Below are 23,751 nucleotides of genomic sequence, written 5' to 3'. Positions count from 1 at the left end.
ATGGCAAACCCAGCAACCAAATGGCTCATCGCCGCCTTCGCCGCCACCCTTCTGGCGGGCTGCTCCGGCAGTGAACCCGAAATCGTTGAAAAACCCGACCCGGTGCACTTTGAATCCGGCGACGAGTGCCACGTCTGCGGCATGGTCATCACCAACTTCCCGGGCCCAAAAGGCCAGGCCTTCACCGAGCGAGAGCAGAACATCCGGAAATTCTGCTCCACCAAAGACATGTTCGCCTGGTTCCTGCAGCCGGAAAACGAAAACCGGGATCACACCCTCTACGTCCACAATATGGCCGAAACCCACTGGGACAGCCCGGATGACACCCACCTGATCGACGCCCGCGAGGCCTTCTACGTGGTCGGCTCAAATCTTAACGGCGCCATGGGCCCAACCCTGGCCTCGTTCGCCAACAAAACCGACGCCACAGACTTCGCGGCCGAGCATGGCGGCAACGTACTGGCGTTTGCCGAGGTCACGCTGGAGCATCTGAATAATGGTATGACGATGCACGATATGAGCGGGATGGATGATATGGCTGGTATGCATGAAGATCATGACGTAAACGGAGAGTCTGAAATGGCCCATTAAAACATGGGCTCCTTGGCGATTACTCCAGTGCTCTAAAGATCAGGTGCGGGTAGCCTTTCCAAAAATTTGCGGAGCCAAGGATGGCGGAGCAGAAGCGCCACAGGGGCTCAGCCGAGCGCTTATGAAGCGAAGCTTCATGCGAAAGCTGGGCGACCACAATCTGTGATTGTGGGCCGGACCCCGAAGGGGTGCCGTAAGGAGCGTTTTTTGGAAAGGCTACCCGCACCTGATCAAACGCCAGAGTCAGCAGGCTACGTTTATCAGTTTGCAGAAAAGGTCAGCCGCCAGTCATATTCATAAACCGAAGAATCTGCACATCCCCATTGCTGGAAAAATGATGCCGCTCCGGCTTCAGATCCATGGCCTTGATGATCGCCTCCTGCAGCTTGTCATCCGTCACCGGATGCCCCCGCAACACACGGCGAAGATCCACCGAATGCTCATTGCCCAGGCACAGCAGCAGACGCCCCTCCACCGTCACCCGAACCCGATTGCAGGTCGAACAGAAATTGTGGGAATGCGGCGAAATGAACCCGACACGAACCTCACTGTCCGGCATCCGGAAATAACGCGCGGGGCCACCGGAATCCTCCGTTGCCGGAATCAGCTCATGGTGCCTGCGGATAATGTCGCGCACCTCCTCACTGGTGCACAGTGCCAAACCGCGGTCATGCTCCGAAATCTGCCCCAGCGGCATCTCCTCAATAAAACTGATGTCTACCTGCTTTTGACGGGCAAACTCAATCAGCTCCGGAATCTCCTCGTCGTTGCGGCCTTTCATCACCACCGTGTTCAACTTGATACCACGGAAGCCTGCGTCCCGGGCGGCATCAATACCATCCAGAACCTGGCTGAGATTACCGGTGCGGGTAATGGCGCGGAATTTATCAGCGTCCAGGGAATCCAGACTGATATTGAGACGGTGCAAACCGGCCTTACGCAATGGTTCCGCCATGGTGGGCAACTGACTGCCGTTGGTGGTCATGGCGAAATCACGGAGGCCATAAGTGCCGACTTCGCGTACCAGCTCGAGGATATCGCGGCGCACCAGAGGCTCTCCGCCGGTCAGCCGGATCTTCTCCGTCCCCAGAGCAACAAAGTTCCGTGCCAGCCGGGCGATCTCTTCAAGCGTCAATACCTGTTGGCGCGGGAGAAAGGTCATGTCTTCCGCCATGCAATACACGCAGCGGAAGTCACAGCGGTCGGTCACCGACAGGCGAACATAGTTTACTGTGCGGCCAAAGCGGTCTGTCAGTCGGGTCTGGGGCATTGAAGCCAGGTCCTGTTGCAATATCACCATGAGTTTAGGGCAAGTATGGCAAAGCGCGCGGCGGATTCCGATACCCCTCGGGGAGTATCTCCCGCGACCTTGCAAAGCCATCGGTCTTCCTCTATAACATTTAAATAAAATATATGTTAAAAAGTGGAGCGACACCAATCGCAATGGTGTTGTCAGTTTAATACCCATCAAAAGCTTGGGAGACCGCTATGTGGTTCTACGAGAAATGGCTCGCTCGCGCTAATGCGGGTGTTCTGGTCAGTGTGCTCGGATTACTGTTAACCGTTGCTTTGGCATATCCTCTAGCGGCCAGATTGCCAATCGCGGTTCAGATACTCGCCCACATGGGAACGTTAATCTTCGCAGTCGGGGTGAAAATCGCGTATGTCGCCCGCTTGGCGTTCCTCAGTAAACTGGGAAGACCTGTGCACTGAATCACGGTAGAATAGATGCAGTTATGAACGGTCAAGAGGCCCACGCCATGGGCGCACAGCCAGGTAAAACCGGTTTCCGGATTCTTGCGTATATGAGTGTGGGGTTGGCGGCAGCGGGTGTGGTTTTGCCGCTTTTGCCAACAACCCCTTTTGTTATTCTCGCGGCCTTTTTCGCCAGCAAGAGCTCCCCGGCCTTTGCCCGGTGGTTGGAAGAGCACCCGACATTCGGCCCAGCGATTGAAGAATGGCGCGCCCGGCGTGCCATTCCACGCAAAGCCAAGTTGCTGGCCTTTGCCATGATGGGGCTGAGTTGGAGCATGCTGGTCTGGCTTGGATCGCCGGTTCTGGTACTGGCTGTCTCGGGGCTGTTTTTACTGGGTGTTGCCGGCTATATGCTGAGCCGGCCATCCTACTGATGTTTTTCGGTCATTTTGGAGTCATGAATGCACATCACCCGTTATACCGATTACTCACTCAGAGTGCTGATCTATCTGGCTGCAGAGGGTGATCGTCTGGCGACCATTCAGGAAATTGCCGACAGCTACGACATCTCCAAGAATCATCTGATGAAAGTGGTTCACCAACTGAACAAGAAAGGGTACATCGAGACTATCCGTGGCAAGAAGGGCGGGATGAGGCTGCATATGGCGCCGCAGGATATCAATATCGGAATCCTGGTGCGCGAAACCGAGCAGGACCTCAGCATCGTGGAATGTTTTTCCTCCAAAAATGCCTGCAAGATCACTCCGGTATGCGGACTTAAATCCATGTTTGGTGAAGCCCTGAAAGCCTTCCTTGAGGTGCTTGATCGATACACGCTCGCCGACGTGATTCAGGACCACCACCGACCACAGCTGTTGCGACTGCTCCAGATTGCTTGATTGCTGAACTGACGCACTGCTGTATTTGCAGTGCGTCAGACCTCCCAGGCTTCAATCGAGTATCCAGAGTTATACGTTTACGGGGTTCGCGGACCTCCGTTCCGGCAGTGAATATCGCAGGACTCTCTGCAGCACAGTTTTATACTGGCTCATAAATGAGCCCGTGTTGTAGTGAATGCCGTGTTTGCGACAGATTTCCTGCACCCGCTCGGAAACCTCAGGATACCGGTGTGCTGGCAGATCTGGAAACACGTGATGCTCGATCTGGTAGCTCAGGTGTCCACTCAGAATGTGCAGCCAGCGGCCACCTGTGAAGTTGGAAGAGCCGGTAAGCTGGCGCAGATACCAATGGCCCTTGCTCTCACCTTCGCATTCCCGTTCCGTAAAGGTTTCTGCATCCTGAGTGAAGTGACCGCAGAAAATCACCGTTGAGGCCCAGAGGTTCCGGATCAGGTTAGCCCCGACGTTGCCGGCCAGCACGATAGGGGCCACTGGTAGAGTCAGCAATGGAAAGAAGACATAATCCTTGAATGCCTGGCGGCCGCCTTTACGGAAAAAGTCTTTCAGGAACGGCACTTTCTCGCGCCAGGAAATCTCCCGGCGACGTAGCTTCTCGGTTTCCAGTTCATGTAAACCTACACCCCACTGAAAGAACACGCTCAGCAAGATGTAGTTGATGAACTGCAACGTGTGCCAGGGTTTCCAGGGCTCTTCGTCGCTCAGGCGTAGCACCGCATAACCGTAGTCCCGGTCTTTGCCGATGATGTTGGTGTAGGTGTGGTGCTCGTAATTGTGAGTACGGCGCCAGGATTCACTGGTGCACACCGTATCCCACTCGTAGGTCTGTGAGTTGAGGGTGGGATCGTTCATCCAGTCGTACTGGCCATGCATCACGTTGTGGCCAATTTCCATATTCTCCAGAATCTTGGCCACGCCGAGGGTGGCCGTTGCCGCCACAAACACCGGCGGAATAAAGCCGAAGGGCATCATCACCCGGCCGCCTACTTCAAGGGCGCGGTGCAGGCGAACGATCTTGCGAATGTAGCGGGCATCCCGCTCGCCAAGATCGGCCAATACTTCATCGCGTACTGTATCCAGATCTTTCTGAAGCTCGTTGAGCTGTTGTTCATCAAGTTTGATCATAAGGTCTCCTTGCGGCTGTATGAGGCCGCGCTCGAATTCTGTGTGTCAGGCTTCCAGAGTCACCGGGCCACGGGGTACGGAAATGCAGAGTTGAACGCTTTCCTCTCCGGGACCGGAAGCTTTACCCGTCAGCCGGTTAATCACGGTGCCGCTGGTTTTTCGGCAACTGCATTGGTGGCAAATGCCCATGCGGCAGCCGTATTGAGGTTTGAGGCCCGCGGCTTCTGCGATCTCCAGCAGTGTGGCATCGCCGGAAGAGTCCACATTGAGGTCCGCGCGGGCAAAACTCACTTCGCCGCCGAGTGTTTCATCACCCAGAGGGGAGGAGATCGGAGGGGCGAAAAACGTACAGTGAATCTGCTCTTCGCCGAGACCGCGCTGGTAAAGCAGGTCATTGGCAAGATCCATCAGCCCGCCCGGTCCGCACAGATAAACCTCGCGGGCCTTCAGACCGGGCACGGAATCCAGGTCGGCGTCGTTGAGGTAGCGCGGCTCGTCGGTTTCGTGGGTGCATATAATACGGACCGAGAGTGCCGAGTATCTTGCCGCCAGTGCTTCCAGTTTTTCACTGGCGATCACGTCCTCCTGAGTGCGAACAAAGTAGAGCAGCGTGACCGGTGCCCGGAAGTGCTCTGCCGCCATGGTCTCCAGCAGGCTTAGAATCGGCGTAATGCCGCTGCCCCCGGCAATAAACAGCACCGGTTTGGGCATGGCTGGCATCAGAAAGTCGCCAAAGGCTTCGGTCAGGCCCAGCACCGCACCTTCTTCCAACTGATCATGCAGCCAGTTGGTCACCAGCCCTCCTGGCAGGCGTTTGATGGTCAGTGTGACCACGCCGTCGTTCTGCCAGAGCAGGGGGGAGCTGGACAGACTGAAGGTGCGCTGGCGTCGCACACCATCAATATCTACACAGATGTTCACGTGCTGGCCGGCACGAAAGCCGCTCCATCGGCTGGCAGGCCGGAGCACAAAGGTCTTGGTGTCGTGAGTCTCGACCAGAATACGCTCTACCCGTGCAGGTGTGTACGCTTGTATCCACATGGGATTGATGGCCTCCGCCAGTGGATCAAAATAACTGGCAGGGTTGCTTCGATTCAATAACTGTCGGCCAAGCCAGTGCATGGCGCGGGTCTGGTTCATTTTTGCCAACATAGGTTTTCTCCAAAGTTTGTACCTGATCGTTGGTAACGATGTGTACAATTGTTCACTTATGTGTACGACTGTACACAGTGAGGGTTGTCGTAACAATCAGGGGGGCGCTTCGTTGGCTCGAAATGACAAGTTTTGCGGACTTTTCTTCCGTCAGATGTGTACACTTGTTACCGCAACAATCGTGATAGGAAGACCATGGCAGACAGACCGAAACGCAGGCCCGGCGAAACTCGAGAGAAGCTGATGAACGCAGCGCTGACTCTGGTGGGCAAGGGGCGACACTTTGCCAGCCTCGGTATTCGGGAAGTGACCCGGCAGGCCGGCGTGGTGCCAACGTCGTTCTATCGCCACTTTCGCAGCATGGACGACCTGGGTTTGCAGCTGGTGGACGAGCTAGGGCTGGTCCTCAGGCGGATGATGAGGGAGGCCCGGGCCAACGTGTTGCAGGCCGACAAGCTGATTGAGGAATCGGTGGGTATCTTTGTGGCCCATGCCCAGGCCAACCGCAGTTTTTTTCTGTTTATGGCGCAGGGGCTGGCAGGCGAGAGCCGGGCCGTTCAGGAAGGGATTCGCAGCGAGATGCGGTTTTTTGCCAGCGAACTGGCCAATGACTTACGCCGGCTCCGGCTCATGGAGCACCTGAGCGATGCCGATCTGGATATGACCTGTGATCTGGTGGTGCGCACCGTCGCCTTCAGTCTGACCGATCTGCTCAGCATTTCCGAAGACGACGATTATCAGATCGGCCAGGTGCGAAAACGCACCACCCGATTCCTGCAGATGATTTTTGTCGGGGCTGGTCACTGGCAAAGCGACTGACCCCGTCCTGGGTTACTTGCGGGTTCGGGCGCGCTTCTTCTTCGGCGGCAGTATCAGCGATTCCAGCTCATCCAGAGCCTCACCGGTATAAACCGCCAGTTTCTGCATGCTCGGCAGCGTATCCCGGCAGCCGGTAAAACCGAAATTCAGCGATCCGGCATAGCTCAGGCAGGTGATGTTCAGGGCGCCGCCGTGAGCGATCAGCGATACCGGATACATGGCCTCAAGCCGGGCACCTTCATAATACAGCGTGTCTTCCGGGCCGGGCACGTTGGAAATGGTCACGTTGAAGACGGGGCGCATCCTCCCCCCGAGACCTGACATCAACTGCAGAATGTAGGGTGACATCAGCAGCATGGTGTACTGGGTCAGGGCACTTTTGGGAAGTTTCTGCAGGTGCTCCTTGGCCCGTCGGGTCGAGGTTTTGATCTGTCGCAGGCGGTTCAACGGGTCAGCTTCGTCGGTGGCCAGCGAGGCAATCATGAAACTGATCTGGGTGCCCGTACCCTCGTCGTCTGCCGGCCGGATATTCACCGGTATACCAGCCGTCAGCGGGTTGTCGGGCAGATTGTTCTGCTCGGCCAGAAAGCGACGCAATGCTGTGCCACACAGGTAAAGCACGATGTCGTTCAAGGAGCCGCCGGAAGCATGGGCCAGGTTTTTCAGTCGGTCCAGTTGATAATGCTGGGTGGCGAAACGTCGCTGCGCGGTAACCCGGTGATTGAGCACCGAAACCGGGCCTGTGAAGGGCGCGGTCAGTCCGTCTTCCGGATGTCGAACCGAATGCACCAGGCGATTGCCGGCCTGCCATAGCCTGGGGGCCATGTCTGCCTGGAGTTTCAGGGCGTCCATGGCCTGGGAAACCGCAGCGGGCACGCTGGCCTCTTTGTCGGTTTTTGCGCCACGGCGTTGGTGTGGGCGTACCGTCCAGGGCGGTGGCATATTGCAGCGTTCGGGATCGGTGGTGAGCACCCTTTGCATTAGCCGCACGCCACTGATGCCGTCAATCATCGAGTGGTGCATTTTGGTGTAAAGGGCGAAACGGTTGTTCTCCAGGCCTTCAATAACGTGGCATTCCCAAAGAGGGCGGGAAAAATCCAGGGGGTTAGAGTGCAGTCGGGATACCAGAATACCCAGTTCGCGTTCCCCGCCGGGGCGGGGCAGGGCTGAGTGCCGGACGTGATAATCCAGATCGATATCCTTATCGACTTTCCAGGCCGGGGCGATCACACGCCCGAGGAAACCAGACCATGCCAGTTTGTATCCCCAGGGTGGTGCCACATCGCCGGCTTCTTTCATTCGAGTGACCATGTCACGCAGGAAGGTTTCTGGTGCGCCTTCCGGCAGTGAGAAAATCTGAAGCGTACCCACATGCATCGGGGTGTCTTCAGATTCAACCGCCAGCCAGGAGGCGTCCAGGGTTCCGAGACGTTTCATTCCTTGTCATTCTCCGCCAGTCATTTGTGTTTTGGTTGTTTCCTGCAAGTATACTGATATCGGTAGGTTCACACGATCAAAACCGGGATTGGGCTCCCATCTTTTTGCAGGGTTTCACGGTTACATAATGTCGCGAAGCCGGGCTCCCGGTCAGAAGGTTCGTGTGCTAATTTCTAAGGCCATAGGAACTAACAACAAGAATATTCGGAGGCTTTGTGGAATCCAGCCCGCTGATCTCGGCAGGTTTGCCGATCGCATTGTTCATTATCATGATCGGTATCGGTATGACGCTTACCCTGAGGGATTTTCGCCAGGTGGCGGTGTATCCGAAGGGCATGATTGTGGGCACCTTCGCCCAGATTCTCCTGATGCCGATGGTGGCGTTCGGGCTGGCTTATCTGTTCGGTGTGGCGCCGGCCATTGCCGTTGGTCTGGTGATCATCGCGGCTTGCCCCGGAGGTACCACGTCCAACCTGTTTGTGCTTCTGGCCCGGGGTAATATTGCGCTTTCCATCGTGCTGACGGTCTCCGCCAGCCTGATCACCATTCTTACCCTGCCACTGTTTACCAACATGGCGCTGCAGCATTTCATGGGCACGGAAGAGAACATCTCGCTGCCGGTGGGCAAGACCATTGCCATGCTGGTGGTTATTGTTCTGCTGCCGGTGGCCATTGGCATGCTGGTGCGAACCCGCAAGCCGGAGCTTGCGCGCAAGGCTGAGAGCCTGGTCAGCATCTTTGGTGGCATCGTGCTGGCAGTGCTGATTGTGGCGCTGCTCTATGGCGTTCGGGACCAGATGTGGGATCTGCTGAAGCAGGCAGGCCCCTCCACTATCGCTCTCAATGTCGCTGGTATCGCCCTGGGCCTGCTGGCGGGCAGGGTGGCCGGACTGACCCAGCGGGAATCCCTGGCGGTGGCGGTGGAACTCGGTGTGAAGAACGGCACCATTGGTTTGATGGTCACCCTCACGTTGCTGGAGTCCAGCACCATGTCGATTCCCGCTGCCGTTTACGGTGTGCTTATGTTCCCCATTGGATTCCTGCTGGCAATGTATGGCCGGAAGGTGATTCCCAAAAGCAATGTGGCACATGCAGACGGGGAATCCTGATTCATGAAGTTTCTGAACGGTGTGACGTTACTGCTGGTTTATCAACTGACAGGCGAGATTCTGGTACGACTTCTCGGGCTGCCGATTCCCGGGCCGGTGCTTGGCATGATCATGCTGTTCGTTACCTTGATGATCCGAGGTAGTGCCCCGGATTCCCTGAGCGAGGCCTCCAGCGCGTTACTGAGCCATCTGTCACTGCTCTTCGTGCCTGCGGGCGTGGGGATGATGACGCATTTCGGGCGTATAGCGGATGAGTGGTTGCCGATCACCCTGGCTCTGTTTCTGAGCACGGTGATCACCATGGTTGCCACGGCGTTGATTATGCAACTGACGACGCGCTGGTTTGTCCATTCCGTTTCAGAACAAGGTGGGCAGCATGAATGAGCCGGGTTTGCGCGACATCTGGGTTTACCTGTCGGCGTCGCCACTGCTAGGGCTGACCATTACTCTGGTGGCCTACGGGCTGGCCTACCGGCTCTATCTGAAAACGCATTCTAACCCGCTGGCCAATCCAGTCGTTACTTCGGTGGCGATGCTGATTCTCCTGTTGTTGGCAACGGGCACCTCATACAGCGATTACTTTGAGGGCGGTCAGTTCGTGCATTTTCTGCTGGGTCCGGCAACGGTGGCACTGGCGGTTCCTCTGTATCAGCAGTTTCGCCGGCTCCGTCAACTCTGGTTGCCGGTCGCGATATCGTTGATTAGTGGGGTGGTTATTGCTGCTGGCAGTTCGGTGGGCCTGGCAAGGTTGTTGGGGGGCTCCCTGGAAATCCAGATGTCGCTGGCGCCTAAATCGGCAACGGCACCGGTGGCCATGGGTATTTCCGAGAAGATTGGTGGTTTGCCGTCGCTCACGGCAGTGCTGGTGGTATTGACCGGAATTACCGGTGCGGTGCTGGGCACCAAACTGTTTGAATGGTTGCGCGTGAAAGATGACACCGCAAAAGGGATTGCCATGGGCGTGGCGGCCCATGGTATTGGTACCGCCCGGGCATTCCAGGTCAGTTCCCAGATGGGCGCGTTTTCAGGCCTGGCCATGGCACTTTCGGCATTCGCCACGGCGCTGCTCGTGCCCTGGTTGGTGGACATGCTGGAAAACTGGTTGCCCATGTAAACGCGCAGTTCTTTCCGGGGCGCCGCTGTACACTCTTTTTATGTCTGTCTGGAATGGCTATGCTCAGCCAATCATTGGCACAACATCAGGGTCTTAACACCATGCAAACCAAGTTCTTGCTCGACGAAGAACAAATGCCCAGGTATTGGTACAACCTGCAGGCGGATTTCCCCGAACCCCTGCCTGCCGTTCTCCACCCGGGAACAAAGCAGCCGGTCGGTCCAACGGATCTGAAGCCATTGTTTCCTGCGTCGCTGATTGAACAGGAAATGACCACGGAACGGGAAGTGGAGATTCCGGAGCCCGTTCGCGATGTTTATCGAATGTGGCGGCCGGCGCCCATGTTTCGGGCGCATCGGCTGGAAAAAGCCCTGGGCACCCCGGCCAAGATCTTCTACAAGTACGAGGGTGGCAGTCCTGCGGGCAGTCACAAGCCCAATTCCGCGATTCCGCAGGCCTTTTTCAACCGGGAGGCCGGTATTCGGCGTCTGACGACAGAAACTGGTGCTGGTCAGTGGGGGACCTCGCTGTCGTTTGCAGGCTCCCTGTTCGACATTGATGTGACCGTGTTCCAGGTTCGCGTGTCCTACAACCAGAAGCCCTATCGCCGTGCGGTGATGGAGACCTACGGGGCTAACTGCGTGGCTTCACCATCAGAAATGACAGAGTTTGGTCGTCGAGTGCTGGGGGAAAACCCCGACCACACCGGCAGTCTTGGTATTGCTATTTCCGAGGCGGTGGAGCTGGCCGTTCAGGATCCGCACACCAAGTATGCTCTGGGTTCCGTGCTGAACCATGTCCTGTTGCATCAGACCGTAATCGGCCTGGAGTCCATGAAACAGATGGAGATGGCCGATTGCTGGCCAGACGTGATCGTTGGGTGCACCGGTGGCGGCTCTAATTTCGCGGGTATTGCTTTCCCGTTCATGGGCCATGCGTTGAGAGGCGGGGAGAAGTCCCGGATTGTCGCGGTTGAACCCTCAGCGTGTCCGACGTTGACCCGAGGTAAATACGCCTATGACTACGGCGATACGGCACAAATGACACCACTCACCAAGATGCATACCCTGGGTTCGGGTTTTACACCGCCGGGGTTCCATGCTGGCGGCCTGCGCTATCACGGCATGGCTCCGATGGTGTCGCACGCCAAGGAGCTGGGACTGTTCGATGCTGTTTCCTACACTCAGCGCGAGTGCTTTGAGGCGGGTGTCCTGTTTGCGCGCAACGAAGGGATCGTACCGGCCCCTGAAGCCAATCATGCCGTGAAGGGTGCGATTGACGAGGCGTTGCGGTGCAAGCGCGAGGGCAAGGAGGAGGTGATCCTGTTCAACCTTTGTGGTCACGGGCATTTCGATATGGCGGCCTATACCTCGTATTTTGCCGGTGAACTGAGCGACCATGAGTACGGCGAGCAGGAGCTGGCTATGGCGTTGTCGGGGCTGCCCTCGGTCAGCGTCTGATTGAACTTGCCCCCGGTCAGGCACTGTGCCTGACCGGGTTGCGGCTTCCTGCTCACTTGTCCCTTTCGATCTTCAATGGCTCCAGGCTTCCGATCCGGAACTTCAATTCCAGTTCCGCACCGTTTTCATCATCGCCTTCCACTTCAATATCGCCATTGCGGTTGACCTTTAGTTCCTCAATAGTGGCCATTCCCTGCTGCTGAGCGGCTTTCAGATAAGAGCGCACATCGTCCGCGCTCACACCGTAGATCTCGCCTTTGGCTTTGCGGCGCTGCTCCCGGTCGATGTCGCCGTTGCCGTTCAGGTCCAGTTCCACGAACCAGTCCTGGCCCATCCAGCCTTCGAGCTCGATTTCATTATCATGGTCGTCGTCAAATTCGATGCTCTGGAAATGGCTGATACCGTAGTTGTTACCAACCTGAAGCATGCGGTCCGCATCGTCAAAGCTGCCTTTGGCGAAGGCTGCGGGGGCTGCGACAAGGCCGCTGATCAGCGCGATGGTCAGAGTCTTTTTCATGGTGTTCTCCTAGCTTGTCTGTGTTTGAAAAACTGCCGGTTCTGCCCGGTTGGCTACCAGCTTGAGCCCAGATTAACGGGGCAGGGCTTTCAGCATCGTGATAGGCTCATTCATGATTCGTTCATCTGGCTTTTGTCACCATAAACACCATGACCAGACCTCGTTTACATTCATCGCTGCTACCCGAAGACCGGTTTTCACGCCGGGTGTTCCGGGTGTTGTTGCTGACTCTGTTTGCGGTGGGCGCGCTGCCGTTTGCCCAGGTGGCCTGTGCCGATGATGACGACGACTGGCGGCGCCTGCACCACGAGGTTGAGGCCGGCCGTATCAAACCCCTGAGCGAAATCCTGGACAGCCTTGCCCGCGACTGGCGCGGAGACGTGATCGATGTGGATATCGAGAAAGACGATGGTGAGATCCTCTACGAGATCGAGTTGTTGGGCCCGGAAGGCCAGGTGGTGGAGTTTGAGATCAATGCCCGGACCGGAGAGGTTCTGGAGATAGAGGGCAGGAATATCCAGGGCATGAAACGCTGATGAAAATTCTTCTGGTGGAGGACGATGCCGCGCTGGCACAAGGGCTGGCCGGTAGCTTGCGGGATGCCGGACTGCTGGTGGAAGTTGCCGGGGAAGGCCGCACGGCCGACTTTCTGGTGAGCACCGAACGTTACGATGCGGTGGTACTGGACCTGGGCTTGCCGGATGGCAATGGCACCCAGTGGCTGGCCGGTTGGCGGGAGCGGGGTATTGATCTGCCGGTGCTGATTCTGACCGCCCGGGAGCGCTGGTCCGATAAAGCCGCGGGGTTCTCTGCCGGTGCCGATGACTATGTCACCAAGCCCTTTGAAACGGCTGAAATCCTGTTCCGCCTGCGGGCCCTGGTGCGCCGGTCCCACGGCCACGCCCACCCGGTGATTACCGTGGGTGACATTGCGCTGGATACCCACGCCGGGCAGGTGACCCGGGCAGGTATGCCGGTTTCACTCACGGCTCAGGAGTTCCGGCTGTTATCGCATCTGATCCACGCAGCGCCCAGAATCGTGTCCCGCACCGAGTTGTCCGAACATGTCTATGACGGCGACCAGGAGCCGGATTCCAATGTTATCGATGTCCAGGTCAGCCGGTTGCGGCGCAAACTCGGCGCCCAGGCTATCGAGACCATCCGTGGCCAGGGCTACCGTATGAACGGTCACGGAGAACCATCCTGATGCTGACACGTCTGCGCCGCTGGCCGGTGGCGCTGCGGATGCTGGTGTCTGCCCTGGTATTGGTCCTGGTGGTGTTGCCGCTGGCCGGTACCGTATTGGCCTGGAACTTTCGCCAGACGCTGAGCCAGTCCTTTGATGAGCGCCTGTTATCGTTCCTGAATGTGGTCATTGCCGGCATTGAGTCTGACCCTCAGACCGGTGAATTGACCCCCGGCCCGCAACTGGGTGAACCGCGCTTCGAGCGGGTGTATTCCGGCTGGTACTGGCAGGTCAACGACAACAGCGGGCGGGTGATCACCTCCCGGTCATTGTGGGACCAGCGACTGCCACAGATCAGTGGCCGGGGGCCGGACTGGGCCCAGGCCCCGGGGCCGCGCGGCCAGACACTTCGGATAGTGGAGCGGGATGTCCAGTTACCGGCTTTCGAAGGCTGGTTATCGGTGTCTGTCGCGGCCGACCAGGCGGAGCTGGATGCCCAGGTTGCGCGCTTCAACCGATTGCTGGTGGTTTCGCTGACCACGCTCGGTACGCTGTTACTGGTGATGATCGGGTTGCAGATCCGCTGGGGCCTGGCACCGCTTCGGCGTCTGGAGCGGGATCTCCGGGCCATGGAGTCCGGCCAGACCCGTTCACTGACCAGTGATCTGCCCGAAGAACTTGCGCGGCTCTCCGAGGCCATGAATCAGGTGCTTGAACGGGATCAGATACTGATTGAGCGTGGGCGCACGGCTGCGGGCAATCTGGCCCATGCCCTGAAAACGCCGGTATCTGTGCTTACCACCCTGAGTGATCGTTTGCCGTCGGTGCAGAGAACCGCTTTCCGTACCGAACTGAGCCGCATCGATGACGCCGTGCGCCATCATCTGGCCAGGGCTTCAGCGGCCGGACCGGCCGCCCTGGGGCGTGTGGATCTTGGTGAAACCCTGGAGCCGGTGCTGTCGGCACTCAATACTCTCGCGCAACGCCGTGGCGTTACCCTCGAAAGCGACCTGGGCGATACGGGCGCGGTTCGGCTTGAACAACAGGATTTACAGGAAATTGCGGGCAACCTGCTGGAAAATGCCATCAACTGGGCGGAGAGTCAGGTAAAGTTTCGGGTAGAAGGCTTGCCGGATGGTCTGGCGCTGATGGTGGAGGATGACGGCCCTGGCCTGTCTGACACCGATATCGAGCAGGCTCTGACACGGGGCACCCGGCTGGATGAAACCCGGTCCGGTTCCGGTCTGGGCCTGGCGATCGTCAAAGAGCTGGCTGAACTGTATGGCGGCACGCTGACCCTGGCCCGATCTCCCCTCGGAGGGTTACAGGCCAGCGTGCGCTTTCCATCTCACTCATCGTCCAAGGCCCGCGGCGGGCAGTGATGCTCTTCCACCAGGGTGCCTTCATCCACGCTCTCCAGATGCACATCAAAGCCCCATAGCCGGTGTACGTGCCGCAGCACTTCGTCGGTTTCCTGGCCCAGTGGCACTCGGTCTACCGGGATGTGGCGCAGGGTTAGCGAACGATCACCGCGAATATCCACACTCCATACCTGAATGTTCGGCTCCCGGTAACTGAGGTTGTATTGGCGGGCCAGCTTTTCCCGCAGCGCGCGATAACCGGGCTCATCGTGAATGGCGGTGACGGTGTAGTGGTCTTCCCGATCGTCGCTTTCGATGGCGAACAGCTTCAGGTCACGCATCACCTTCGGTGACAGGAACTGCTGGATAAAGCTCTCGTCCTTGAAGTTGTGCATGGCGAAATGCAGGGTTTCCAGCCAGTCTGTACCGGCGATGTCCGGGAACCATTCCCGGTCCTCATTGGTAGGGTTTTCACAGATGCGTCGAAGATCGGTGAAGATGGAGAAACCCAGGGTGTAGGGGTTCAGGCCGGAATACCATGGGCTGTTGAAGGGTGGCTGGTATACCACGGCGGAGTGGCTTTGCAGAAATTCCAGCATGAAGCCATCGTTCACCAGCCCCTTGTCGTACAACCGGTGCAACAGCGTGTAGTGCCAGAACGTGGCCCAGCCTTCGTTCATTACCTGGGTCTGGCGTTGTGGATAGAAATACTGGGCCAGCTTGCGCACGATGCGCACCAGTTCCCGCTGCCAGGTTTCCAGCAAAGGCGCGTTTTTCTCGATGAAGTACAACAGGTTTTCCTGAGGCTCCTCCGGATATCGGGGCCTGCGGCGAATCGGGTCCCCGTCGTCCTCTGCTTTGGGGATGGTTCGCCACAGATCGTTGATGCGGCGTTGTTCGTATTCTTCCCGCTCCTTCTGCCGGCGGGCCTCCTCGGCGGCTGAAATCGGGGCAGGGCGCTTGTAGCGGTCAACGCCGTAGTTCATCAGTGCGTGGCAGGAGTCGAGAATTTCTTCCACGGCATCCACGCCGTGTCGCTCCTCGCACTCCGACACATAATGCCGGGCAAACACCAGGTAATCGATGATGGCACTGGCGTCTGTCCAGGTGCGGAACAGATAATTGCCCTTGAAGAACGAGTTGTGGCCATAGCTGGCGTGGGCAATCACCAGGGCCTGCATGGGCAGGGTGTTCTCTTCCATCAGGTAGGCGATACAGGGATTGGAATTGATCACAATCTCATAGGCCAGCCCCATCTGGCCCCGCTGATAGCCCTTGGAGGTTTGCAGGAACTGCTTGCCGAAGGACCAGTGATGATAGCCCACTGGCATGCCGACGGAGCTGTAGGCATCCATCATCTGCTCGGCGGTAATCACTTCAATCTGGTTCGGGTAAGTGTCCAGTCCAAACTCGGCGGCGCATTTGGCAATTTCCTCATCGTATTTCTGGATCAGTTCGAAGGTCCATTCCGAACTGGTGGAAATGGGCTTACCTGCCTTGGGTTGTTCGCTCTCCGGTGCGTTCGGGCGATCAATCAGGCTGCTCATGCCGCTTTCCTCTCGAACAACTGTCGGAAGACCGGGTAAATGTCGCCAGGATCGGCAATCTGCTGCATGGCGAAGCTCTGGGGAAACTGCTCCATGATTTTCTCGTATTCGTACCAGAGCATCTGGTGATCCTGGGGCGTGATTTCGATGTAGGAGTAGTACTGCACCAGCGGCAGAATCCGCTCAGACAGCAGCTTGCCGCAGATGGGGGAGTCATCGTTCCAGTTGTCGCCGTCGGACGCCTGGGCGGCATAGATATTCCATTCCGCCGGCGAGTATCGGGCTTCGACAATCCGGTGCATCAGTTTCAGAGCACTGGAGACAATGGTGCCCCCGGTTTCCCGGCTGTAGAAGAACTCTTCTTCGTCCACTTCCTTGGCGCTGGTGTGGTGGCGGATAAACACCACTTCGATTTTCTTGTAGTTCTTCTTCAGGAACAGATACAGCAGGATAAAGAAGCGTTTGGCGATGTCCTTGTGCATCTGGGTCATGGAACCGGATACATCCATCAGGCAGAACATCACCGCACTGGTGGCGGGTTTGGGCTGCTTCAGGTGTTGCCTGTAGCGCAGGTCGATCTCGTCAATGAAAGGAATGCGTTTGACGTTGGCTTTCAGCCGCGCGATTTCCTCTTCCAGCACCTTGATCTGGTCTTCATGGCTGAAGGCCGGATCGAGATCATTCGGTGCGCTTTTCAGCGCCTCGAGCTGTTTTTCCAGGTCCCGGATCTTTTTCTTGCGCGCGCCGCCCAGGCCCAGACGCCGGGCGTGGGCGCCCCGAAGGGAACGCACCACATCCAGCTTGGCGGGCACGCCCTGGGTGGTGAAGCCCGAGCGTACATAACTGAAGGCTTCGGTGTCCTTGAGTTTTTTCCGGGCCAGATTGGGCAGCTCCAGATCGTCGAACAGGAAGTCGAGAAACTCTTCCTGGGTAATCTGGAAGGCGAACTCATCCATGCCTTCTCCGTCCGGGCTGGCCTGGCCTTGCCCCTGGCCCTGGCCACCGCCGCTCTCGGGTTTGGGGATGGTGTCCCCGGCCACCCATTCCTGATTGCCGGGGTGCACCACCTCGCGCCGGCCACCGTGGCCGTGGTGGAATATGGGCTCGTCAATATCCCGGGCGGGGATGCTTACTTTCTCGCCCCGTTCGATATCGGTGATGGAGCGCTTCTGCACGGCATCCGACACCGCCTTCTTGATGTGGTGGCGGTAACGGCGCAGGAACCGTTCCCGGTTCACTGCGCTCTTGTTCTTGCCGTTCAGGCGCCGGTCAACAATGTGGGTCATACCCATGGTACTGCTCCCGCTGGCCGTTAATGGGATTTCCGGACGCGCAGGTACCACTCGGCGAGCAAGCGAACCTGTTTCTCGGTGTACCCACGGTCAACCATGCGTTCCACAAACTGCTTGTGCTTCTTCTGGTCTTCCTGGCTGGCCTTCGGATTGAAGGAAATCACCGGCAACAGGTCTTCGGTGTTCGAGAACATCTTCTTCTCGATCACGCTGCGCAGCTTCTCGTAGCTGAGCCAGGACGGATTCTTGCCGCCGTTGTTGGCCCGGGCCCGCAGCACAAAGTTGACCACTTCGTTGCGGAAGTCCTTCGGGTTGGATATGCCCGCCGGTTTTTCGATTTTCTCCAGCTCATCGTTGATGGAGGAACGGTCCAGAATCTCGCCGGTTTCCGGGTCCCGGAACTCTTGATCCTGAATCCAGAAATCGGCATAGGTGACATAGCGGTCGAACAGGTTCTGGCCGTACTCGCTGTAGCTTTCCAGATAAGCCGTCTGGATTTCCTTGCCAATAAACTGGACGTAGTGGGGCGCCAGGTATTCCTTTATGAAGCGCAGGTATTTTTCCTGCAACTCCGGCTGGAACTGTTCCTGTTCGATCTGCTTTTCCAGCACATAGAGCAGGTGCACAGGGTTGGCGGCAATCTCGGTGGTGTCGAAATTGAATACCTTTGACAGGATCTTGAAGGCAAAGCGGGTAGACAGACCGTCCATGCCTTCCATCACCCCGGCAGCATCCCGGTACTCCTGGATGGACTTGGCCTTGGGGTCGGTGTCCTTGATGCTCTGGCCGTCGTATACCTTCATTTTGGAGAAGATGCTGGAATTTTCCGGCTCCTTGATCCGCGACAGCACCGAGAACTGGGCCAGCATATCAAGAGTGTCGGGTGCGCAGGGCGCTCCGGACAGTGAGCTGTGCTTCAGCAGCTTGCGATAGATTTCAATCTCCTCAGTGACCCGCACACAGTAGGGCACCTTGACGATGTACACCCGGTCCAGGAAGGCTTCGTTGTGCTTGTTGTTGCGGAACGTCTGCCACTCGGATTCATTGGAGTGGGCCAGGATCACGCCGTCGAAGGGCACCGAGCCCATGCCCTCGGTGGTGTTGTAGTTGCCTTCCTGGGTGGCCGTCAGTAGCGGATGCAGCACCTTGATCGGTGCCTTGAACATTTCCACAAACTCCATCAGCCCCTGGTTGGCTTTGCACAGGCCGCCGCTGAAGCTGTAGGCATCCGGATCATCCTGGGAATAGTCTTCCAGCATGCGGATGTTGACCTTGCCCACCAGGGCCGAGATGTCCTGGTTGTTGTCGTCGCCCGGCTCGGTCTTGGATACACCGATCTGGTCCAGCACCGAGGGGTAACGTTTAACCACCCGGAACTGGCTGATGTCGCCGCCAAACTCATGCAGGCGTTTGACTGCCCAGGGTGACATGATGTTTTTCAGGTAGCGGCCGGGAATGCCGTATTCCTCTTCCAGAATCGGGCCATCCTCGGCCGGGTCGAACAGGCCTAGCGGGCTTTCGTTTACCGGAGAGCCTTTGATGGCGTAGAAGGGGACCTTCTGCATCAAGGCCTTGAGTTTCTCGGCCAGGGAAGACTTACCGCCGCCAACGGGGCCGAGCAGGTAGAGAATCTGCTTCTTCTCCTCCAGACCCTGGGCTGCGTGGCGGAAGAACGAAACGATGTTTTCGACGGCATCTTCCATGCCGTAAAACTCGTCAAATTCGGGGTAACGCTTGATGACTTTGTTCGAGAAGATGCGTGACAGGCGGGGGTCACGGGAGGTATCGATCAGTTCTGGTTCGCCGATGGCAATCAACATCCGCTCCGCGGCGGTGGCGTATGCCGTTGGGTCCTTTTTGCAGATCTCCAGGTATTCCTCAAGGGAGTATTCCTCCTCCTGAGTCTGTTCATACCGGTCTTTGAAGTGCTGCAGAATGCTCATAGATGGCCCCTCGCTTACTCTTGCCTGTTATAAATTCACGCAATGTCCCCGTTGCTGTTTCGCCGCCTGTCCCGGCGGTGTGTCTGGTTAAGGAATGAATGGGATGGTGTTAAGCAGGTATACGTTATCCGGAGGTTTCCGGCCTGCTTAATCTGAGCTTAGTTCAGAGTTCGGGGGTTGGACAGTGAGCAGTCAAATTAGGTTCATTAAATTATGTTTCGGGCGGTAAGCCAGACGGGACACCAGGGACTTACCGCCCATGATCTAAGGTTATTTCTTGACGAGGGTAAAAACACTCTCTGTGGCGCCGTTTCTCAGGCCCCGGCGTTTGGCAAACGGGTTGTCACGGGCCATGTCCCGTTTCAGCACCTGATTGATCTCATAATCCTCACCGTAGAGCCTGAACACTTCGTCGTCGGTAACGTTGAACGGAGGGCCCTGCATTTCCGAACTGTCGTAATCCAGCGTGATCAGCAGGATTCTGGTGTCGTCCGGAATAATAGCGGTGAGATGATTGACATAGCTCTTGCGCATTTCCGGGGGCAGGGCGATCAGGGCAGCCCGGTCGTACACCAGGCGAATGTGTTTGAGGTCGTCCGGCACCAGCTGGAAATAATCCCCACACCAGATTTGAAGATCGTCATGGCGGAAGGTGGTAAAGGGTTCGCCCGGGTGAACGCTGGCTTTCTCCTGCGCTTCCTCGAAAAAGTCCTTGCAGGCAACCTCGCTTAACTCCACACCGATAATCGGATGCCCGCGATCGTGCAGCCACCACATGTCATGGGCTTTGCCGCACAGGGGAACGAACACGGCGTCGGTGCCGTTGCCTGCCAGTTCGGGCCAGTGGTCATGCAGGTACTGATTAACCGTGCCTTCGTGGAAGCCGATTTGGTCTTTTGCCCAGCGTTCGTGCCAGAATTCGTGTTCCATGGGTAGCCTCCCGGAGATTGATCGTTTTCCTCAGTCTACCTTAATCTGTGGGGTCGATGAGTCAGGAGAAAAGTATGAAAGCCGTTTTTCTGGATGCCGCAACGCTGGGCGAGGATGTGGATCTGAGCCCCATTGAAAACATGACCGGTGGACTGACCTGCCACCCGCGCACCAACCCCGAGCAGGTGATTCAAAGGATTCAGGGCTTTGATACGGTGCTGGTTAACAAGGTTGTGCTGGGCCGTGAACATTTTGAAGCCTGCCCGGAACTGAAAACCATCGCGGTGGTGGCAACCGGCCTCAATAACATCGATCTGGAAGCCGCCAAGGCCCACGACATCAAGGTAATGAACGTTACCAACTATGGCCGTTCCACCGTTGCCCAGCACACCATGGCACTCATCCTGGCACTGGCCACCCGGCTGCTGGATTACAACCGGGATGCCCGCAATGGCCAGTGGGCCAAAAGCGATATGTTCTGCCTGATGGACTACCCGATTATGGAACTGGAAGGTAAAACGCTGGGCATTGTTGGTTACGGCGATCTGGGCCAGGGTGTCGCGGAACGGGCCAAAGCGTTTGGCATGAACATCGTACTTGGCTGCCGGCCTGGCCAAGAGCCCGGAGAAGTGGACGGCTATCCTCGAGTTCCGCTGGATGACCTGTTGATGCAGGCTGATGTGCTATCACTGCACTGCCTGCTGACAGAAGAAACCCGCAACATGATTGGTGCCCGGGAACTGGGTTTAATGAAGTCTTCGGCACTGCTGATCAACACCAGCCGCGGCGGCTTGGTTGATGAAGCGGCGTTGGCAGAGGCCTTGCGGAGGGGCGATATTGCCGGCGCGGGCTTTGATGTGCTGACCGAAGAACCTCCCCGCAATGGCAACCCGCTGCTGGCAGACAATGTTCCCAATCTGATTCTGACCCCACACTCGGCCTGGGCGAGCCAGGAGGCGCGGCAGCGAATTGTGGAGATTACGGCGCGTAATCTGGCGTCGGTTACCTGAAGTCGGGTGAAGGAAGCCCACCATCAGGAGGATTTGTCCGGGTGTACAACAAATACCCGGTTTCCGGGTTGTTTACTGACAGCTGCCTGATAAGCTTGAAGAAACACTGACAAGCAGGATGTTACGTGGCTTCCACCCAGATGAAAGAGCGGCTGCAGGCTGCTGAAGACTGGATACTGTCCAATTCCAACCCACCGCAGACCTGGCCCTGGACCTGGCTGTATAAATCCGGGCGCTCGGCTTATGCCCTGATCCGCGATGTGATCAGTGGTCAGTTGACACTGCACGCCATGAGCCTGGTTTACACCACGTTGCTCAGCATTGTGCCGTTGCTCGCCCTGAGCTTTTCCGTGCTGAAGGCGCTGGGTGTGCACCAGCGCATGGAGCCATTCCTGTACCAGTTCTTCCAGCCGATGGGCCCACAGGGTGTGGAGGTGGCTGAGCGAATCCTGGGTTTTGTCGATAATATGAAAGTCGGTGTGCTGGGCTCGGTGGGTTTGGCCCTGTTGGTGTACACCGTCATTTCCCTGGTTCAGAAAATCGAGCGCTCGTTCAACATGATCTGGCGGGTGCCGGAAATGCGCTCCATGGCGCAGCGTTTCAGTAACTATCTGAGCGTCATCATGGTAGGCCCCTTGTTGATGGTTTCGGCTATCGGGGTAACCGCTACCATCTTTTCTTCAGAAATCGCGCAGGACCTTATGGCCATCGAGCCCTTTGGTTCGCTGATTGTCCTTGCCAGTCGTTTCACACCGTTTTTCCTGGTGGTGGGCGCGTTCACCTTTGTTTACATCTTTATTCCTAACACCCGGGTGAAGCTGCGCTATGCGTTTATCGCCGGGCTGGTGGCGGGGGTGTCCTGGCAGGCTGGCGGTATGCTGTTTGCCTCGTTCGTGGCCGGTTCTGCCAAGTATGCGGCCATTTACTCCGGTTTTGCGGTCGGCATCATTCTGCTGATCTGGACCTATCTGAACTGGATGATCCTGCTGCTCGGCGCCAGCCTGGCGTTCTATCTGCAGAACCCGGGGGCCGTGGCCAAACGCCGCAATGTTCAGCTTGCACCGGAATTGCAGGAGCGGGTAGGGCTTGCCCTGATGTGGATGGTGGCCAAGCCATTCAGCCGTGGTGAACCGGCGCCTCAGCAGGAGTCTCTGGAGCAGCAGTTGAGGATTCCCGGCGAAGTCACCCGCAAGATCAGCGACAAGCTGATCCGCGCCGGGTTGCTGAATCTGGCCGGGCGCGATGGCGATCAGCTGGTTCCAGGGCGAACACTGGATCTAATTACGGTCGGTAGCGTGCTGCGGGCCGTGCGCAAGGACGAAGACCGGGTGGTGGATCGCCTGCCTGCCGGGGCCATGCCGAGGGAACTGATCGATCTGGCGCCCACCAGCGATGACGTCAGTTTTGCCAGTCTGCTGAATGCCGGTACACCGCCCGGTGCGGACATTGTCAAAGCACCGGAGTCAGGTCCGAACCTGTGAACTTTTGCCTTCCTGGAGCATTCTGAGCAATACCGTACGTACCCTGCCCAGTTGCTCCGGGGAAAGGTGCACAATACGAATCAGATTTTCTTCCGACAGGTTCCTCTGGCGGGCATGGCGCAGCACTTCCCGGGTGCCCAGAAGCAGGCCGTCGGTCAGTGCGGAGTGGGCCTGCCGCGGCGCCGGCCGTTCCGCCGACAGCAGCCAGGCATGGTATTTGGGCGGCAGATTCCAGACATTCGCCAGTAGCTGACAAGTGGCCCACTGATAGCGGGCCAGGGCCAATCTCAGCAACGCCGGCTCCGGTTCACTGCCAGAGCCCCTGGTGCGGTAGATACGCCCCAGTTCCCTGCGAATGGTGATGTACGCCAATGCTGGCAGCAGGCCAACCATGAAGTGGGCGCTGGTGTCGTCCCGGTGAATCTTGGCAATCATTTCCGCCGCTCGGGCGCAGGTCAGGCCCCAGCGCCAGGATCGTTGGGCGAAAAGTGCCTCGCGGCTGTTTCGGGCCGCCATCATAGGCCGCATAACCGCCGCAGCAATCACGTTCCGGATGCCGTCCACACCCAGCACGAACACCGCCTGGTCAACGGATTCTATGACGTGTTCACTCGGGCGGAAATAGGGGCTGTTGGCCACCTGGAGCAACTGGTCGGTCAGTGACGGGTCACTCAGAATGATGCGGGTTAGCTCTTTGCGTTCGGTGGCTTCATTGGACAGTGCTCGCATCAACATGGGCAAGCTGCCAGGTTTCCGGGGCAGCTCTTCCATCTCGTTCATTTGCAGGCGCCGTTTCAGTTCGGCCAATTCCTTTTCACCGCTGTCTGTGCTGGCATGAAGGCGCGCGGGTTCCACATCCAGCAACCAACTGAACAGGTGGTCTTCCAGCTGGCCGACGATGTCGCCTTCATCGTTGCTCTGGCTTGGCTGGCTGGTACTGGAAGGATTAAAGAGCCGGGTTTCGGACGCAGCCTGCGGAACGGGTTGAGTGCTGTTGAACAGGCCTGATATCCAGGAAAAAAAGCCCGGCATCCTTTGCCTCCGGATAGCGTGTATAAAGAATGG

At 57.6% G+C, this 23,751-nt stretch carries 23 protein-coding genes; 13 read left to right on the top strand and 10 right to left on the bottom strand.

Annotated features, from left to right (window positions below):
- Nucleotides 1-591 (top strand): nitrous oxide reductase accessory protein NosL, encoded by a 591-nt coding sequence (locus Q675_RS37015; protein WP_023012236.1) that lies wholly within the window; start codon nucleotides 1-3, stop codon nucleotides 589-591.
- A 277-nt stretch (nucleotides 592-868) separates the two neighbouring features.
- Here Q675_RS37015 and moaA read toward each other — a convergent pair whose 3' ends face one another.
- Entirely contained in the window at nucleotides 869-1,861 is a 993-nt protein-coding gene (gene moaA / locus Q675_RS37010; protein WP_023012235.1) for a GTP 3',8-cyclase MoaA, read from the bottom strand.
- A gap of 466 nt (nucleotides 1,862-2,327) precedes the next feature.
- Here moaA and Q675_RS37000 point away from each other — a divergent pair, with 466 nt between their 5' ends.
- Nucleotides 2,328-2,720: a YbaN family protein gene (locus tag Q675_RS37000; protein ID WP_023012234.1), complete on the top strand. Its 393-nt coding sequence runs from the start codon at nucleotides 2,328-2,330 to the stop codon at nucleotides 2,718-2,720.
- A gap of 27 nt (nucleotides 2,721-2,747) precedes the next feature.
- Nucleotides 2,748-3,185 carry an RrF2 family transcriptional regulator gene (locus Q675_RS36995; RefSeq protein WP_011786513.1) on the top strand — a complete coding sequence of 146 codons (438 nt, stop codon included), beginning with the start codon at nucleotides 2,748-2,750 and terminating at the stop codon, nucleotides 3,183-3,185.
- A gap of 69 nt (nucleotides 3,186-3,254) precedes the next feature.
- Here Q675_RS36995 and Q675_RS36990 read toward each other — a convergent pair whose 3' ends face one another.
- A complete protein-coding gene (locus Q675_RS36990) occupies nucleotides 3,255-4,328 on the bottom strand; it encodes a fatty acid desaturase family protein (RefSeq protein WP_023012233.1) in 1,074 nt (357 codons plus the stop codon).
- A 45-nt stretch (nucleotides 4,329-4,373) separates the two neighbouring features.
- Nucleotides 4,374-5,480 (bottom strand): ferredoxin reductase, encoded by a 1,107-nt coding sequence (locus tag Q675_RS36985; RefSeq protein WP_023012232.1) that lies wholly within the window; start codon nucleotides 5,478-5,480, stop codon nucleotides 4,374-4,376.
- 195 nt (nucleotides 5,481-5,675) lie between these two features.
- On the opposite strand from Q675_RS36985, the gene Q675_RS36980 reads away from it, so the two are divergent.
- Nucleotides 5,676-6,299, top strand: coding sequence for a TetR family transcriptional regulator (locus Q675_RS36980; protein WP_014422436.1), 624 nt, complete (start codon nucleotides 5,676-5,678; stop codon nucleotides 6,297-6,299).
- Between the two features lie 12 nt (nucleotides 6,300-6,311).
- Here Q675_RS36980 and Q675_RS36975 read toward each other — a convergent pair whose 3' ends face one another.
- Nucleotides 6,312-7,736 carry a WS/DGAT/MGAT family O-acyltransferase gene (locus tag Q675_RS36975; RefSeq protein WP_023012231.1) on the bottom strand — a complete coding sequence of 475 codons (1,425 nt, stop codon included), beginning with the start codon at nucleotides 7,734-7,736 and terminating at the stop codon, nucleotides 6,312-6,314.
- A 215-nt stretch (nucleotides 7,737-7,951) separates the two neighbouring features.
- Between Q675_RS36975 and Q675_RS36970 the strand changes: the two genes are divergently transcribed.
- From Q675_RS36970 to Q675_RS36955, 4 genes are all read left to right on the top strand, one after another.
- Nucleotides 7,952-8,845, top strand: a complete 894-nt coding sequence (locus tag Q675_RS36970) for a bile acid:sodium symporter family protein (protein ID WP_023008566.1) — start codon at nucleotides 7,952-7,954, stop codon at nucleotides 8,843-8,845.
- Between the two features lie 3 nt (nucleotides 8,846-8,848).
- Nucleotides 8,849-9,229, top strand: coding sequence for a CidA/LrgA family protein (locus Q675_RS36965; RefSeq protein ID WP_023012230.1), 381 nt, complete (start codon nucleotides 8,849-8,851; stop codon nucleotides 9,227-9,229).
- Nucleotides 9,222-9,959 (top strand): LrgB family protein, encoded by a 738-nt coding sequence (locus tag Q675_RS36960; RefSeq protein ID WP_022990872.1) that lies wholly within the window; start codon nucleotides 9,222-9,224, stop codon nucleotides 9,957-9,959. The genes Q675_RS36965 and Q675_RS36960 overlap by 8 nt, the downstream gene beginning before the upstream one ends.
- A gap of 101 nt (nucleotides 9,960-10,060) precedes the next feature.
- A complete protein-coding gene (locus tag Q675_RS36955; protein WP_031211907.1) occupies nucleotides 10,061-11,419 on the top strand; it encodes a TrpB-like pyridoxal phosphate-dependent enzyme in 1,359 nt (452 codons plus the stop codon).
- A 52-nt stretch (nucleotides 11,420-11,471) separates the two neighbouring features.
- On the opposite strand, the gene Q675_RS36950 is transcribed toward Q675_RS36955, so the two are convergent.
- Nucleotides 11,472-11,936: a hypothetical protein gene (locus Q675_RS36950; protein ID WP_014422430.1), complete on the bottom strand. Its 465-nt coding sequence runs from the start codon at nucleotides 11,934-11,936 to the stop codon at nucleotides 11,472-11,474.
- A 149-nt stretch (nucleotides 11,937-12,085) separates the two neighbouring features.
- Here Q675_RS36950 and Q675_RS36945 point away from each other — a divergent pair, with 149 nt between their 5' ends.
- The 3 genes from Q675_RS36945 to Q675_RS36935 are packed head-to-tail and all read left to right on the top strand — an operon-like array spanning nucleotide 12,086 to nucleotide 14,504.
- A complete protein-coding gene (locus Q675_RS36945; protein WP_051995655.1) occupies nucleotides 12,086-12,472 on the top strand; it encodes a PepSY domain-containing protein in 387 nt (128 codons plus the stop codon).
- A complete protein-coding gene (locus tag Q675_RS36940) occupies nucleotides 12,472-13,143 on the top strand; it encodes a response regulator transcription factor (protein WP_023012227.1) in 672 nt (223 codons plus the stop codon). Before Q675_RS36945 ends, Q675_RS36940 begins: the two co-directional genes overlap by 1 nt.
- Complete coding sequence (locus Q675_RS36935) at nucleotides 13,143-14,504, top strand: sensor histidine kinase (RefSeq protein WP_023012226.1); 1,362 nt, start codon at nucleotides 13,143-13,145, stop codon at nucleotides 14,502-14,504. Before Q675_RS36940 ends, Q675_RS36935 begins: the two co-directional genes overlap by 1 nt.
- On the opposite strand, the gene Q675_RS36930 is transcribed toward Q675_RS36935, so the two are convergent.
- From Q675_RS36930 to tmpT, 4 genes are all read right to left on the bottom strand, one after another.
- A complete protein-coding gene (locus Q675_RS36930; protein WP_023012225.1) occupies nucleotides 14,471-16,030 on the bottom strand; it encodes a SpoVR family protein in 1,560 nt (519 codons plus the stop codon). The genes Q675_RS36935 and Q675_RS36930 overlap by 34 nt on opposite strands.
- Nucleotides 16,027-17,322, bottom strand: a complete 1,296-nt coding sequence (locus tag Q675_RS36925) for a YeaH/YhbH family protein (RefSeq protein WP_023008560.1) — start codon at nucleotides 17,320-17,322, stop codon at nucleotides 16,027-16,029. Before Q675_RS36925 ends, Q675_RS36930 begins: the two co-directional genes overlap by 4 nt.
- Before the next feature lie 20 nt (nucleotides 17,323-17,342).
- Entirely contained in the window at nucleotides 17,343-19,265 is a 1,923-nt protein-coding gene (locus Q675_RS36920; protein ID WP_011786498.1) for a PrkA family serine protein kinase, read from the bottom strand.
- Between the two features lie 270 nt (nucleotides 19,266-19,535).
- The gene (gene tmpT, locus Q675_RS36915) at nucleotides 19,536-20,195 is read right to left on the bottom strand and encodes a thiopurine S-methyltransferase (protein ID WP_011786497.1); all 660 of its coding nucleotides are present in this window, start codon (nucleotides 20,193-20,195) and stop codon (nucleotides 19,536-19,538) included.
- Nucleotides 20,196-20,269: 74 nt separating this feature from the next.
- Here tmpT and Q675_RS36910 point away from each other — a divergent pair, with 74 nt between their 5' ends.
- The gene (locus Q675_RS36910; protein ID WP_023012224.1) at nucleotides 20,270-21,205 is read left to right on the top strand and encodes a D-2-hydroxyacid dehydrogenase; all 936 of its coding nucleotides are present in this window, start codon (nucleotides 20,270-20,272) and stop codon (nucleotides 21,203-21,205) included.
- A gap of 125 nt (nucleotides 21,206-21,330) precedes the next feature.
- Nucleotides 21,331-22,686, top strand: a complete 1,356-nt coding sequence (locus Q675_RS36905) for a YihY/virulence factor BrkB family protein (RefSeq protein ID WP_023012223.1) — start codon at nucleotides 21,331-21,333, stop codon at nucleotides 22,684-22,686.
- Here Q675_RS36905 and Q675_RS36900 read toward each other — a convergent pair.
- Nucleotides 22,669-23,718 carry an HDOD domain-containing protein gene (locus Q675_RS36900; protein WP_023012222.1) on the bottom strand — a complete coding sequence of 350 codons (1,050 nt, stop codon included), beginning with the start codon at nucleotides 23,716-23,718 and terminating at the stop codon, nucleotides 22,669-22,671. The two genes, Q675_RS36905 and Q675_RS36900, sit on opposite strands and share 18 nt — an antisense overlap.
- Nucleotides 23,719-23,751: the final 33 nt, after the last annotated feature.

Source organism: Marinobacter sp. EN3 (assembly GCF_000475315.1).
Classification (GTDB): Bacteria; Pseudomonadota; Gammaproteobacteria; order Pseudomonadales; family Oleiphilaceae; genus Marinobacter; species Marinobacter nauticus.
Note: the sequence above shows the minus strand (reverse complement) of the source record. Positions and strands in the feature narration are given on the sequence as shown.

What these genes read in the sequence shown, in the direction of transcription:
- Q675_RS37015 (WP_023012236.1), top strand. Translation starts at nt 1, where the DNA reads ATGGCAAACCCAGCAACCAAATGGCTCATCGCCGCCTTCGCCGCCACC.
- moaA (WP_023012235.1), bottom strand. Translation starts at nt 1,861, where the DNA reads ATGCCCCAGACCCGACTGACAGACCGCTTTGGCCGCACAGTAAACTAT.
- Q675_RS37000 (WP_023012234.1), top strand. Translation starts at nt 2,328, where the DNA reads ATGAACGGTCAAGAGGCCCACGCCATGGGCGCACAGCCAGGTAAAACC.
- Q675_RS36995 (WP_011786513.1), top strand. Translation starts at nt 2,748, where the DNA reads ATGCACATCACCCGTTATACCGATTACTCACTCAGAGTGCTGATCTAT.
- Q675_RS36990 (WP_023012233.1), bottom strand. Translation starts at nt 4,328, where the DNA reads ATGATCAAACTTGATGAACAACAGCTCAACGAGCTTCAGAAAGATCTG.
- Q675_RS36985 (WP_023012232.1), bottom strand. Translation starts at nt 5,480, where the DNA reads ATGTTGGCAAAAATGAACCAGACCCGCGCCATGCACTGGCTTGGCCGA.
- Q675_RS36980 (WP_014422436.1), top strand. Translation starts at nt 5,676, where the DNA reads ATGGCAGACAGACCGAAACGCAGGCCCGGCGAAACTCGAGAGAAGCTG.
- Q675_RS36975 (WP_023012231.1), bottom strand. Translation starts at nt 7,736, where the DNA reads ATGAAACGTCTCGGAACCCTGGACGCCTCCTGGCTGGCGGTTGAATCT.
- Q675_RS36965 (WP_023012230.1), top strand. Translation starts at nt 8,849, where the DNA reads ATGAAGTTTCTGAACGGTGTGACGTTACTGCTGGTTTATCAACTGACA.
- Q675_RS36960 (WP_022990872.1), top strand. Translation starts at nt 9,222, where the DNA reads ATGAATGAGCCGGGTTTGCGCGACATCTGGGTTTACCTGTCGGCGTCG.
- Q675_RS36955 (WP_031211907.1), top strand. Translation starts at nt 10,061, where the DNA reads ATGCAAACCAAGTTCTTGCTCGACGAAGAACAAATGCCCAGGTATTGG.
- Q675_RS36950 (WP_014422430.1), bottom strand. Translation starts at nt 11,936, where the DNA reads ATGAAAAAGACTCTGACCATCGCGCTGATCAGCGGCCTTGTCGCAGCC.
- Q675_RS36945 (WP_051995655.1), top strand. Translation starts at nt 12,086, where the DNA reads ATGACCAGACCTCGTTTACATTCATCGCTGCTACCCGAAGACCGGTTT.
- Q675_RS36940 (WP_023012227.1), top strand. Translation starts at nt 12,472, where the DNA reads ATGAAAATTCTTCTGGTGGAGGACGATGCCGCGCTGGCACAAGGGCTG.
- Q675_RS36935 (WP_023012226.1), top strand. Translation starts at nt 13,143, where the DNA reads ATGCTGACACGTCTGCGCCGCTGGCCGGTGGCGCTGCGGATGCTGGTG.
- Q675_RS36930 (WP_023012225.1), bottom strand. Translation starts at nt 16,030, where the DNA reads ATGAGCAGCCTGATTGATCGCCCGAACGCACCGGAGAGCGAACAACCC.
- Q675_RS36925 (WP_023008560.1), bottom strand. Translation starts at nt 17,322, where the DNA reads ATGGGTATGACCCACATTGTTGACCGGCGCCTGAACGGCAAGAACAAG.
- Q675_RS36920 (WP_011786498.1), bottom strand. Translation starts at nt 19,265, where the DNA reads ATGAGCATTCTGCAGCACTTCAAAGACCGGTATGAACAGACTCAGGAG.
- tmpT (WP_011786497.1), bottom strand. Translation starts at nt 20,195, where the DNA reads ATGGAACACGAATTCTGGCACGAACGCTGGGCAAAAGACCAAATCGGC.
- Q675_RS36910 (WP_023012224.1), top strand. Translation starts at nt 20,270, where the DNA reads ATGAAAGCCGTTTTTCTGGATGCCGCAACGCTGGGCGAGGATGTGGAT.
- Q675_RS36900 (WP_023012222.1), bottom strand. Translation starts at nt 23,718, where the DNA reads ATGCCGGGCTTTTTTTCCTGGATATCAGGCCTGTTCAACAGCACTCAA.